This is a genomic window from Bacillus sp. SKDU12 (assembly GCF_010093085.1).
GTDB lineage: Bacteria > Bacillota > Bacilli > Bacillales > Bacillaceae > Bacillus > Bacillus mexicanus.
The window spans coordinates 71147-84280 of sequence record NZ_MSRC01000022.1 but is presented as its reverse complement, the minus strand read 5'-3'; the positions used below and the strand labels follow the sequence as shown (position 1 = coordinate 84280).

At 40.3% G+C, this 13134-nt stretch carries 10 protein-coding genes; 8 read left to right on the top strand and 2 right to left on the bottom strand.

Features of this window, described 5'->3' with window-relative positions; all coding sequences use genetic code 11:
* The coding region (locus BTW01_RS17735; protein WP_162104298.1) for a ribonuclease YeeF family protein at positions 1–989 on the bottom strand (989 nt) is incomplete at its 3' end.
* A 411-nt stretch (positions 990–1400) separates the two neighbouring features.
* Here BTW01_RS17735 and BTW01_RS17730 point away from each other — a divergent pair.
* The 8 genes from BTW01_RS17730 (at position 1401) to BTW01_RS17695 (ending at position 11751) form a co-directional block, all read left to right on the top strand.
* Positions 1401–1961, top strand: a complete 561-nt coding sequence (locus tag BTW01_RS17730) for a restriction endonuclease subunit S (protein ID WP_162104297.1) — start codon at positions 1401–1403, stop codon at positions 1959–1961.
* 22 nt (positions 1962–1983) lie between these two features.
* Complete coding sequence (locus BTW01_RS17725) at positions 1984–3576, top strand: type I restriction-modification system subunit M (protein WP_162104296.1); 1593 nt, start codon at positions 1984–1986, stop codon at positions 3574–3576.
* Positions 3566–4792: a restriction endonuclease subunit S gene (locus tag BTW01_RS18585; RefSeq protein ID WP_162104295.1), complete on the top strand. Its 1227-nt coding sequence runs from the start codon at positions 3566–3568 to the stop codon at positions 4790–4792. The genes BTW01_RS17725 and BTW01_RS18585 overlap by 11 nt, the downstream gene beginning before the upstream one ends.
* A 20-nt stretch (positions 4793–4812) precedes the next feature.
* Entirely contained in the window at positions 4813–7971 is a 3159-nt protein-coding gene (locus tag BTW01_RS17715; protein ID WP_162104294.1) for a type I restriction endonuclease subunit R, read from the top strand.
* Between the two features lie 243 nt (positions 7972–8214).
* Positions 8215–8898: a PspA/IM30 family protein gene (locus BTW01_RS17710; protein WP_162104300.1), complete on the top strand. Its 684-nt coding sequence runs from the start codon at positions 8215–8217 to the stop codon at positions 8896–8898.
* A 63-nt stretch (positions 8899–8961) separates the two neighbouring features.
* Positions 8962–9987 (top strand): TFIIB-type zinc ribbon-containing protein, encoded by a 1026-nt coding sequence (locus BTW01_RS17705; protein WP_162104293.1) that lies wholly within the window; start codon positions 8962–8964, stop codon positions 9985–9987.
* Complete coding sequence (locus BTW01_RS17700) at positions 9987–10748, top strand: TPM domain-containing protein (RefSeq protein WP_162104292.1); 762 nt, start codon at positions 9987–9989, stop codon at positions 10746–10748. The genes BTW01_RS17705 and BTW01_RS17700 overlap by 1 nt, the downstream gene beginning before the upstream one ends.
* Before the next feature lie 31 nt (positions 10749–10779).
* On the top strand, positions 10780–11751 hold the full coding sequence (locus BTW01_RS17695) for an SPFH domain-containing protein (RefSeq protein ID WP_162104291.1): 972 nt from the start codon (positions 10780–10782) through the stop codon (positions 11749–11751).
* A 326-nt stretch (positions 11752–12077) separates the two neighbouring features.
* Here the strand turns inward: BTW01_RS17695 and bdhA are convergent, their stop codons facing one another.
* Positions 12078–13118, bottom strand: coding sequence for a (R,R)-butanediol dehydrogenase (bdhA, locus tag BTW01_RS17690; protein ID WP_162104290.1), 1041 nt, complete (start codon positions 13116–13118; stop codon positions 12078–12080).
* Between the last annotated feature and the right edge of the window lie 16 nt (positions 13119–13134).

Here is a 13134-nt window from a genome sequence, read left to right as displayed (position 1 = left end):
GCGCCCACAGCCAAGTCTTTGAGGCCATAAAAGGTATCGTCAATCACATCGTCAATACCATCATCAACTCCTTCAACGAAATCTATTACTGACTTGCCGGCATTGATGATACTTTCACCGACGGCCTTCAGCTGTTGTGCTTGTTCAAGCTGCACTGCGTACTGGAGCTGTTCAGGGGTAAGGTTCTCATATCCGACCTTCTTGGCAATGTCTAAGTATTCATCGGGATCCGTCACCCCGTCAGCTAGCTTCTTTTTCAGCTCTTTGATTTCTCGTTCTTTCGCTTCATCTTTCTTGATCTTCAAATAGGCTTCAGTCTGTTTCGAGATATCGCCTTTTTTCTTATGTATGTCACTTTCTCGATACGCTTTGGCATTGTAGTGGATAGGGGAAGCATTTTTGCCTTTGCCTGTGGATTCCTCAAGCTTTTGGAAGTCCTTCTTGATGAATTGCTCGTTTGGCTCTGACTGGGCATATTCAGAAACAAGTGCTTCGTCAACGCTGCCTACTTTATTGACTGCTTTTTTGCGTTGGTGCTCCGCATCGGCGAGTTCGTCTTTAAAGGTTTCTGTCGAGAACAAATCAAGCGGAAGAATATCGTCGATATCATGTAAAATATCTTTCATAGCTTTCTTTTGTTCAGACATAATCGTTTTTGATTTTGTGTAGGCGTTAGACAGCTCGTGTTCTAAGAAGGATTCTTCTATATAAGCATCAGATAAGCTGGCGTACTCTAAAGTGCCGGAAATGCTTGTCAAGAAAGCAATTTTCATATCAAGTAAGTCAATCCAATTGTCAGCTACACCTGCGTGGTCTTGATAAAATGTTTTAATGTTGTCGGCGCCTTTGCCGGAAAACTCACTGTCATCTAAATCAGCTACAGCTTTAAAAGCCTTTTTTAGATTGACCATCTGACTTCTTAATTCTTTGTATTCCTTGGCGCGTTTATCTGCTTCGGAAAGCAGTGTTTTGGCTTCAAAAACTTTCATGATCATATCCTTTCATTTAAAAAAGCTCCAACTAGATTTTACCATGGGAGAATGAAGAAATAGACTAAATGTGATACAAAAGTGTGAAAAGATCAATTTGACCTGTGCTAATTGACCTATTAGAATCTCTCTTTTGAGAACATCGATGCCGTTAAACTGTTGCAGTTGATGAATGGATACAGAAGACATTTATAGGTAGAAGGCAAAATGTAAATAGAACCGCTATTAATGAAAAAGCATATACATTCTATTAGAATCATCAGGCTGTCGAGAAAATCTTGCTAGCCAGCATTATTCGAGTAATTCTTAAAAAGTACGCAAAAAGAAGTTGACGGAGTATGTTTGAAATGATAGGATTCAATAGAAACAACTTAAGTAATTTCTAAAAAATACATCAGAAGAGGGCGGGATATGCGACTTGAAGAGATGGTAACGGTTAAAATAGGGAGAAATCTTTCTAGAGGACATGAAAAAAATGATCCGACATTAGTGGCTTATACATATGAGGATTTAATAAATGATTTAGATGGCTCGTTTCTAGACAGTCTTGGTGTTGGACATGCAAAGCATCAAGAAAGCTATTTGAGCAGTGCTGGAGATGTTGTGTTCAGCTTTGTCAGTTCCAAGGCTGGAATCGTGAGTGACATACATCAAGGAAAAGTCATCAACCAAAACTTTGCGAAACTTTTGATTGAACATCATGAGTTGGATCGTCGATATTTATGTTATGCATTAAATGAGTCGCACACTATGAAAAAGCAAATGGCGATTTCCATGCAAGGAAGTACTGTGCCAAAATTGACTCCTGCAATTTTAAAAGAATTGGAGATCGACTTACCAAGTATTGAGAAACAACGGATGATTGGAAATGCTTATTTCTGTTTGAGAAAGCGGCAAGCTTTGGTGAAGAAACAAGCAGAACTTGAAGAGCAACTGTATTTAGAAGCGTTAAAGAGATTAGACCAACAATAAAAAAAGTGAGGAACATATAACGATGGCTGAATTACACTCAAAATTATTTAGTGCCGCAGACAGCTTACGCAGCAAAATGGATGCATCAGAATACAAAAACTACTTATTAGGATTGATTTTTTATAAATACTTATCTGATAAGTTATTAGAAAAAGTTGTTGAAATGGCTGATGAATCGTTAGAAGAATACAACACACAAGAAAAACAAACACAATTGTACCGCGACTTGTTGGCGGATGAAGAGATCAAAAATGATTTGATCGAGACATTAGTCGATACATTGGGCTATGATATTGAACCAGATCATTTGTTCAATGTATTAGCGAAACAAGCGGAACAAAATACGTTCCAGCTGACTCATTTGAATAAAGCTTTTATCGATTTGTCTACGAAATATGACCAATTTAACGGGTTGTTTGATGATGTGGATTTGTCATCAAAAAAACTGGGATCGGATGCCCCACAGCGAAACATTACGATCACAGAAGTACTGAAAAAACTAAATGGTGTCGATGTGGTAGGGCATAGCGGAGATGTGATTGGAGATGCTTATGAGTACTTAATCGGCCAATTTGCTTCAGAAGCTGGCAAGAAAGCGGGAGAATTTTACACACCTCATCAAGTATCTGACATGATGGCGCGTATTGCCGCAATCGGTCAAGAAGACAAAAAATTGTTTAGCGTATTTGACCCAACGATGGGTTCTGGTTCTTTAATGTTAAATATTCGAAACTATATTCATCATCCAGAAAGTATAAAATACCACGGGCAAGAGCTAAACACAACGACGTTTAACCTAGCGAAAATGAACTTAATCTTGCATGGTGTAAATAAAGAAGATATGCGGTTACGCAATGGAGATACATTAAACAAAGATTGGCCAACAGATGAGCCATATACGTTTGATTCTGTTTTGATGAATCCACCCTACTCTGCAAAATGGTCTGCAGACGCTACATTTTTAGATGATTCTCGTTTCAATCGTTACGGCAAGTTAGCACCAAAATCAAAAGCCGACTTTGCTTTTCTTTTACATGGGTTCTACCATTTAAAAGATTCAGGAACGATGGCGATCGTCTTACCGCATGGCGTCCTGTTCCGTGGCGCGGCAGAAGGTGTGATCCGTAAGAAATTATTAGAAGATGGCAGTATTGATGCCGTGATCGGTATGCCAGGTAACTTATTCTTCGGCACATCGATTCCAACAACAGTCATCATCTTGAAGAAAAATCGCAGTACCCGTGATGTGTTGTTTATTGATGCAAGTAAAGAGTTCGTAAAAGGAAAGAACCAAAATAAACTTTCCAAAGAACATATTGATAAAATTGTTGAAACGTATCAAAAACGAGAAGATGTCGAGAAATATGCCCACGTTGCACCATTCGAGGAAATCAAAGAGAATGATTTCAATTTGAACATCCCTCGATACGTCGATACGTTTGAAGAAGAAGAACCTGTGGATATGGCTGCAATTGGTGCATCCATTAAAGACATTCGAAAAGAAAAAGCGGAACTAGAATCTAACTTGTATGAGATGATTTCATCGTTGCAATATGATGAAGAAAATGCAGAGTGGATTAAGGGCGCATTAGAGGTGTTTCATCGTGGGAAATAAGCGAGTGCCAGAAGTGAGATTTGAGGGGTTTAGTGGAGAGTGGGAAGAGCGGAAGTTGGGTGAGGTGTCGTACGATTTTGAGTACGGGCTTAATGCAAGTGCAACTCAGTATGATGGAGAAAACAAATATATTCGAATTACGGATATTGATGATACAACCCATAAGTTTTTAGAAGATAGTTTAACATCACCTAATATTGATTTAGCATCAGCTGAAAAATATTTGCTTAAAGTAGGAGATATCCTATTTGCTCGTACAGGTGCAAGTGTCGGTAAAACTTATATTTATGATAATAAAGACGGTAAAGTATATTATGCAGGATTTTTAATTCGGGCAAGAATCAAATCTGGATATGATCCTGGATTTGTTTTTCAAAATACACTTACCACAAAATATAATGAATTTATAAAAATAACTTCTCAACGATCTGGACAACCTGGTGTAAATGCTCAAGAATATGCTAATTTTTCAATAATGGTACCAAGTATTGATGAACAACAAACTATCGGCAACTTCTTCAAACAACTAGACGACACGATCGCTCTTCATCAGCAAGAACTAACCGCCCTCAAACAAACAAAACAGGGATTCTTGCAAAAAATGTTTCCAAAAGAAGGGGAGTCTGTGCCGGAGGTTCGGTTTCCGGGGTTTAGTGGAGATTGGTTACCACGTAAATTATCATCAATGACTACTTATAAAAATGGAAAAGGACATGAAGATAGGCAATCTGAATTAGGAAAGTATGAATTAATTAATTTAAATTCTATTTCTATTAACGGAGGTTTAAAACATTCAGGGAAATTTGTTGATGAATCATCTGAAATTCTAAAAAAAGATGACTTAGTAATGGTTTTGAGTGATGTAGGTCATGGCGATTTGTTGGGGAGAGTTGCATTAATACCTGAAAATGATAAGTTTGTACTTAATCAGAGGGTTGCACTGTTAAGACCTAATGATTCTGCGGATCCGTTATTTTTGTTGTCATACATCAATCACGACCAAAAATATTTCAAATCACAAGGTGCAGGTATGTCTCAGCTGAATATTTCAAGAGGTAGTGTTGAAAATTTTGAAAGTCTTGTACCTTGTTTAAAAGAACAAACCCAAATCGGCACCTTCTTCAAACAACTAGACGACACCATCGCCCTTCACCAACGCGAAGTAGATGCCTTAAAAGAAACGAAAAAAGCTTTCCTACAAAAGATGTTTGTCTAGTGAAAAAGAGGGGGAGAATCATGGCAACGATCCAACATAAAGATGAAGCAGAGGTAGAGCGCCGCCTGATTGAAGTGTTAGGGGAAGGGCATAATCAGTGGAATTATCGGCCGGATTTAAAGTCGGAAGAAGACTTATGGAAGAACTTGCGGCACAAGATTACACAAAATAATTTATCAGAAATTGGGGAATATCCAATGACTGATAAAGAATTCGATTCGATAAAGACAGAGTTGTTATCGAAAACGCAGACACCCTTTGATGCTGCTAAATGGCTCAAAGGGGAAAATGGAATTGCTCGGATTACGATTGAACGTGAAGACGTTTCATTAGGTTCCATGTCGTTGGTGCTGTATTCCAATCAAGATATTGGGGGCGGTATTTCTACATACGAAGTCGTTCATCAGATTGCGAAACAAAAGACAAATGTTGATGGACGTGATCGCCGATTTGACGTGACACTTCTCATCAATGGATTACCTATTGTTCAAATTGAATTAAAGCAGGCAAGTGCAAAAGACGGCGTATTTCAAGCTTTCCATCAAATCAAGAAATACGCAGAAGAAGGAATGTTTCGAAATAATATCTTTTCCACCCTGCAGTTATTTGTCATTTCCAACGAACAAACGACTCGCTATTTTGCTAATGCGCTGCCAAAAGATATGCATAAAAAATTGATCTTTAGCTGGCGGACAACGGATAATCGAAAAGTAGAAAATCTCTATGAGTTTGTGAAACAAGTGTTAAACATTCCAGATGCACACCGTTTGATTGCCAATTATACAATTGTAAGTGAAGACCAAGACAACAAAGCTCTAGTGGTGTTAAAACCGTATCAAATTCATGCCATAGAAGCCTTGTTTACATCTGCCATGAGGCATCAATCCGGCTTTGTTTGGCATGCGACCGGATCAGGAAAAACGTTGACAAGTTTTGTGTCTACCAAGTTATTGGCTCGCAAACCAGGTGTAGACCGTACGATTATGCTCATTGACCGAAAAGACTTAGATAATCAAACGACGACTGAATTTACTAAATTTGCGTCTGAGTTTAACACGGGGATTTCTTCTGGTCATGCTAAATCGAATAGTTTGATTGTCGGAACTGGGAGCGCAAAGGAGCTAAGTCAAACTCTATTGTCTGATACCAATTCGAATACAGTGATCATTACCACGCGCCAAAAACTGGAGGCTTCCTTGCGTTATGCCCAAAGGCAAGAGGAGCAAAAAGGCACTCAGCGCTTTAAGAAACTGCTGGGGCAGCATATTGTCTTTGTCGTGGATGAATGTCATCGTGCGTTAAGTTCAGAAGGCATGGAAGCCATTAAAGGGTTCTTTCCAAATTCAACATGGTTTGGATTTACAGGGACACCGATATTTAATGAAAATAAAAAGCAAGCGAAGGGCCGATTAGCTCGCACTACTCGTGACCAATATGGAGACGTTTTGCACACGTATACGATTAAGAATGCGTTAGACGATGGTGCTGTTTTAGGGTTTCAAGTAGAGCATGAAGATACAATTGACCTCACTTCATTAAATAATCATATTTTCGAACAGCTGCGTCATCAAGAAAAATACGCCAATTGTAGTGATGATGAAATCAACGATATGATTGATCAAATGGATGGAATCGAAAAAGAAGCATATCTTGAACCATCTTCGTTCGAGAATGATGAACATATTCAAAAAGTCATTCATAAGATTTTCAGGCCGGATAATGCCTATATTAAATTTGATTTTCAAAACGGCCGCCCGCAAAAATCAGCTATTTTAACAACGAGTTCCATTGATATGGCGAAACGTTACTATCAGGCCATTAAAGAAATGACGAAGGATACGAATTGGCTGACAAATGAGTTTGCGGGACATCCAATCCGAACAGGTCGTACAATTGAAGATCCTGACTTTCCCCGTATTGCAATTACGTATTCAATGCAAGAAAACGAGGAAAATTCCAAGCAAACTCACGATGAAATGATGGAGATTATTAAGGATTATAATGATTACTATCGCACTGCTTGGTCGATAGAAGATATTGAACGATATAATGGTGATATTAACAATCGCTTGGCTCGTAAAAAAGGGGAATTCAAAGAATTTGGCAAACAAATTGACCTAGTCATTGTAGTCGATCGGTTATTGACTGGTTTTGATGCCCCAACGATTCAAACGTTATTTGTGGATCGGAATTTAAGTTATGCCAATTTGATTCAAGCTTTTTCTAGGACCAATCGTACATATCCAGGAAAGACAAAAGGATTAATTGTGACATTCCGTAAACCTTTTACAATGGAACAAAACGTAAAGAATGCGACGAAGTTATATTCCCATGCACAAGAGGAATCTAGTCTGGTATATCCAACGTATGATGAATCGAAGAAACGCTTTAAAAAAGCTCACAAAGCACTAACGACGTTAATTCCCAACCCAACGGATATTGATGAGCACACATCTCTTGAAACCCGAATTGAGTTCGTGAAAACATTTCAAGAGCTAAACAATTCTTACGAAGCGTTAGTGACATATGATGATTACAATGATGATATGGAGAAATCAGCAGCACTTCAAGAACAGGTGGGAACGCTAGAAGAATTTATTGGTATCTATCACACGATTAAAGGGTCACTTATAGATGAAGAGGGTCAAGATGGCCCCGAGCCGGATTTTTCAGACATTGAATTTTATGGAGAAAATGCAGTGAAAATCTATGATATTGATTCAACGTATATTGATCGACTATTAGAAACGTACTCGGCCAATAACCAAAATATCCGTGATGAGATCGAAAGCGCCCTTCAAAAACTGGATAAATCAGACATTGTAAAAGATGTATACCGTGAGATGTTAAATGCCATTGATACGAAAAACGTAGATGAAGAGGAAGATATTCTTGTCGTGAAACGAAGCTTCTTCACGAAAGCACGAGACAAAGCGATTCATGAATTTGCGAACACATGGTTTGTGTCAGAGGATGAACTTCATTTATCTGCAGTTCAATATGTGATAGGGACAGATTCTATTCCGCATCTCGGGGAAATCATCAACAGTAAACAATTTGATAAGTATAAAGCCGTACATCCTGATGTAAAGCCATTGAAATACGGTCCAAAACTGAAGCGCCAGTGGAAAAAGACATTAGATGAAATCATTGTACCTTTGGATGACGAGTTAAGATAATAAAGTGGCGCTCTTATTACATAAAAATCAGAGCAATTGACACACCGCCCGCCATGAAGTTTCAACCATCAAGGATGCTTCCTAAAAGTTTTTGGACTTTGGGAAGCATCCTTCTTTATATTCAGGTAAAAAGTTATATATTTTCATTTGAAATGTCATTTTTTATTAAAAAAATGAAACTTTTAACGATAATAAATAGTATATGTAGTAAGAAGTTTAACGAAATAGCGGAGGAACTACATGATGAGTATAATGACGAGATTCAAAGATATTATGTCGGCGAATATCAATGCTTTGTTGGACAAGGCTGAAAACCCAGAGAAAATGGCAGATCAGTATGTTAGAAACATGAATAACGATCTGTCTAAGGTTAAGTCAGAAACCGCTGCTGTTATGGCTGAGGAGCAAAGGGCGAAAAGAGAATTACGTGAATGCCGGGCAGATATAGAAAAGATGGAAAGCTATGCGGTGAAGGCGCTGCAAGCAGGAAATGAGGGCGATGCGAGAACATTTCTTGAAAGAAAAACATCTTTGGGGGCAAGGCTTTCTGAGCTGCAGACGGCGAATCAAATGGCTGAAACCAATGCTGCACAAATGAGAAAGATGCATGACAAACTGGTTTCTGACATTGGGGAGCTGGAAGCGCGCAAAAATGCGATCAAGGCGAAGTGGGCAGTGGCGAAAACGCAAGAAAAAATGAACAAGCTGGGCGCGTCTGTTGCTGGTACAAACCAATCAATGTCTGCATTTGGCAGAATGGAGGACAATGTAAATAAGGCGCTTGATCAGGCCCATGCAATGGCAGAACTGAACAGTGCTCCGCAGGATGATATGGATGATCTGACTGCAAAGTATAATACTGCCGGTTCAAGTCAGGTAGATGATGAACTTGCGGCCTTAAAAGCGAAAATACTGCTCGATAAATAATATAGAGGAGGCCGCAGCTTTCGGCTGCGGAACCATTTTATCAAGATGTGAGAGGGAACGGTTATGATAATTTCTTATAAGTGTCCGAACTGCGGCAGTGATATGGCATTTGACAGCGAATCCGGCGCGTTATCCTGCGGCAGCTGCGGAAGACAGGACAATATTGAAAGCCTTCCGAAAGAAAATATTGCGACACAGTTTTCTGAAGAGGAAGCGAAAGAATATCAATGTGAAAACTGCGGTGCTGTTTTAATTACGGAAGCTGAAACGACAGCGACGACGTGCAGCTTCTGCGGAGGTGCTGCTATACTTGCCGATCGTTTATCAGGACATTTGGCGCCGGCGAAGGTCATTCCATTTACAATCAGTAAACAAGAAGCGGAACAGGCATTTCAAAAGTGGTGCAAAAAAGGGCTTTTGACACCCAGAGGATTCATGTCGGCTGATCGTATCAAAAGCATCACAGGCATGTACATTCCGTTTTGGATGTTTGATTTAAATAGTGAAGTGCAGGTAAGAGCGAACTGTACGAGAGTCCACCGGTATGAAGAAGGGGATTATATTTGCACGGAAACAGAGCATTTTGAAGCGTTTCGTGATATCAATCTCGATTACTTAAAAATTCCTGTCGATGCCTCTGAAAAAATGAAAGACGAATTAATGGACAAGTTGGAGCCTTATTCATATGATGAGCTGAAGGACTTTCAAACGGCATATTTGGCCGGTTATATTGCGGAAAAGTACAATTATACCGATGAGGAGCTCTTTCCGAGGGCAAAAGAGAAAATTAGCAGTTATATAGATTCATACATACATTCTACTTTTTCAGGATATACGTCAGTCAATGTGAGAGACAAACATATTCACACGAAAAATGTGAACAGCTTTTACATTCTGCTTCCTGTTTGGATGGTCAGCTATGATTATGAAAGAGCAGAACATATTTTTGCGATGAACGGGCAAACAGGAAAGGTTGTCGGAAAGCCGCCGATCAGTCGGGGAAAAGTGGCGGCGTGGTTTAGCGGAATAGCAGGTGGGACATTTCTTGCATTGAAGCTCGTCTCATGGATGATGGGAGGCGGATTTTAATGCGCGGATTTTTAGGGAAAGCGATTCTTGTTGTGCTGGCTGTTTTCATCATGATGCCGGTACTGGGGATGGGTGCGGCGAGAGCTTCTGAATCACAGCAGCATGTGTATGACCATGCCCATCTATTATCAAAAGCAGAAATCGGAAAACTCGAATCTCTCTCGGCTGAGCTGGGTGCAAAGAGGGACACTGATTTCATCATTATTACGACAAAAAGCACAAACGGGAAAGATATTGCTGATTATGCCACAGATTTTTATGATCGTTACGGAAAAGGCAGCACCGCCATTTTAACGATTGATATGACGAATAGAGATGTATTCATTTCTGGCTACAAAAAAGCTGAGCAGTATTTGGACAACAGCAGGCTGAACAGCATTAGAAATACGATTTCTTCTGATTTATCAAATGAAGATTATTTCAAAGCTTTTCAGACTTATATTCAGCTTTCCTATAAAGATATGGGAATAAAACCGGGTATCAACCCCGATAACATATTCTTTGCTTGGTGGTTTCAGCTGATTGCAGCAATCGCAGTCGGAGGGATCGCGGTTTCAATCATGCTTTATCAAGCAGGCGGAAAGGTAACCGTTAATGGAGATACATATATGGATTCTCGTACGTCTGATGTGATTGATCAATATGATACTTATATCAGAACAACTGTAACAAGAGAAAGAAAACCATCAGATAAAGACAGCGGCGATGGCGGGGTTACGAAAGGCGGCACGTCATACAGCGGCAGCCGCGGCAAATTCTAAAGGAAGAAAATAGAGTAAAGGGAGAGGTATCATGTCGTTTTTCAGAAACCAATTAGCGAATGTAGTAGAGTGGGAAGAATTTAGAGATGATATGATTTTTTATAAATGGAACAATCGTGAAATCAAAAAAGGGAGCCGATTAATTATCCGTCCCGGACAGGATGCTGTCTTTTTGAGCAATGGAAGGGTTGAAGGGGTTTTTCAAGATGACGGCGACTATGATATAGAATCTGAGATTATTCCGTTTCTCTCAACGTTAAAGGGCTTTAAGTTTGGGTTTAACAGCGGCATGCGCGCCGAGGTGCTGTTTGTCAATACGAAGGAATTTACCGTGAGATGGGGAACAAAGCAGGCGATAAATATTCCGGCAGCGGGAATGCCCGGCGGGATGCCAATTCGCGCGAATGGTACATTTAACTTTAAGGTTCAGGACTATATCAGTCTGATTGATAAAATCGCTGGTGTGAAGGATCAATATTTTGTAGAGGATATTAAAACCCGAATGACTTCTATTCTTGATCAGCTTCTGATGAAGTGGATCACAAGAGAAGGAAAGGATATGTTTAATCTGCAAGCCAATTCTTTTGACATCGCGAAGGGAATTCAAGAAGACTTAGATATGCAGTTAGTCGGCGACGGGATGACAATTACTGGTTTTCAAATCATGAGCTTTAATTATCCTCAAGAGGTTCAGGATATGATTACGAAGAACGCTTCCTACGGTATGGTTGGGGATATGAACAAATACCAGCAAATTTCTATGACGGATGGGATGGCATCCGGAAAGATGAGCGGAGGCGGAGCAGCTTCGGATATGGCTGGAATGATGATGGGAATGAATATGGCCAATCAGATGATGAATCAAATGAATCAAAATCAGCAGGCGCAGTCATCAGGCTCACAGCCAACAGGAAGCGGAAGTAAACCGAATTTCTGTCCGAACTGCGGAACAAAAAGCGGTGAAGCCAATTTTTGCCCGAACTGCGGCCAAAAGCTTGTATAAGAGCTATGCAGTGAAAAGTCCTGAGTGAACAGCACTCGGGACTTTTTTTATTCAGGAGGAATCCAGACAAGAAACGTTTAAGCACCTGTTTGCAATGCCAAGGTTCTTTAAGGAATTCACGACAATTTGAAAGGTAAAGCGGTGAGGTCTAATTGTTGAAGCTTTGAGCTTTCTGGTTCCGGCGGATGCAGTGTAAACGGCTTTTGACACTTGAAATCGTTTCTTTGATGTGAAGCTGATCCGATCTTACTCAGGGCTCCCGTATTTCAAAAGGGATAAGATAAAAAAAGAATCCGCACCAGTGTACGGATTCTTTTCGTTTCACATTAGTTAGGCTGGACGAGGATTTTGACTTGGTTTTTCTCTTTAATTAGAGACCCGAAGCCTTCCTCGATCAAATCGTCTAATACGATTTTTTTCGTTACGAGCTTGTCAGCTGAGAAATAGCCTTTTTCCATTAATGACAATACAGCTGGGAAGATGTCGCGGTATCCGATAATTCCTTTCACTGTACGTTCTTTAATAACGATATCGTTAGGGTAGATTTCTGCGCCTTTTTCCCAAATGCTGACGATAACTGTTTCACCAGAAATGGTAGTAGATTGGATCGCTTGACGTAATACAACTGGAACGCCAGTGACTTCGTATGCTACGTCAACACCGCCGCCTGTACGTTCTGCAATCTCAGCAACTACATCGTCTGTTTTAGATGGGTCAATGATAATCGCTCCGAGCTCTTCAGCTTTTTGCTGGCGTTCAGGTGAAAGCTCAACAGCGTAAATATCAGTCGCGCCAGCAGCTCTTAGCGCTTCAATCACGAGAAGGCCGATTGGTCCGCAGCCGAATACAGCTGCTTTGTCGCCAGCTTTGATTTTACTTGAGCGGACAGCGTATAAAGCGACTGCAGAAGGTTCTACCAGTGCGCCTTGTTCATATGATAATGTCTCAGGAAGCTTAAATAGCAGCTCTTCATCTACAGAGACGTATTCAGAGAAACCGCCGCCTCCGCCGGCTAAGCCAAGGAATCCCATTTGCTCATCAAGGTTGTATGCGCCTTGATGGCCGTGCGTTGCAAAAATCGGTTCGACTACGACGCGGTCGCCTGCTTTATAATTTTCAACGCCTTCTCCGACTTCAACCACTTCACCAGAGAATTCATGGCCCATTGTGACAGGTGCTATTTCATTCGTTAATGGATGCGGTTTGTCAACCGGAATAAAGATAGGCCCGCCTAGATACTCGTGGAGATCACTGCCGCAGATGCCGCACCATTTGACTTTGATCTTTACTTTTCCCGGCTCCGTTTTTGGCTCTTCGATATTTTCAATACGGATATCCTTTTGATTATGCCATCTTGCTGCCTTCATGGATTACCACTCCTAT

Coding starts and splice junctions, on each gene's coding strand:
- BTW01_RS17730 (WP_162104297.1), top strand. CDS start 1,401: ATGCGACTTGAAGAGATGGTAACGGTTAAAATAGGGAGAAATCTTTCT.
- BTW01_RS17725 (WP_162104296.1), top strand. CDS start 1,984: ATGGCTGAATTACACTCAAAATTATTTAGTGCCGCAGACAGCTTACGC.
- BTW01_RS17715 (WP_162104294.1), top strand. CDS start 4,813: ATGGCAACGATCCAACATAAAGATGAAGCAGAGGTAGAGCGCCGCCTG.
- BTW01_RS17710 (WP_162104300.1), top strand. CDS start 8,215: ATGAGTATAATGACGAGATTCAAAGATATTATGTCGGCGAATATCAAT.
- BTW01_RS17705 (WP_162104293.1), top strand. CDS start 8,962: ATGATAATTTCTTATAAGTGTCCGAACTGCGGCAGTGATATGGCATTT.
- BTW01_RS17700 (WP_162104292.1), top strand. CDS start 9,987: ATGCGCGGATTTTTAGGGAAAGCGATTCTTGTTGTGCTGGCTGTTTTC.
- BTW01_RS17695 (WP_162104291.1), top strand. CDS start 10,780: ATGTCGTTTTTCAGAAACCAATTAGCGAATGTAGTAGAGTGGGAAGAA.
- bdhA (WP_162104290.1), bottom strand. CDS start 13,118: ATGAAGGCAGCAAGATGGCATAATCAAAAGGATATCCGTATTGAAAAT.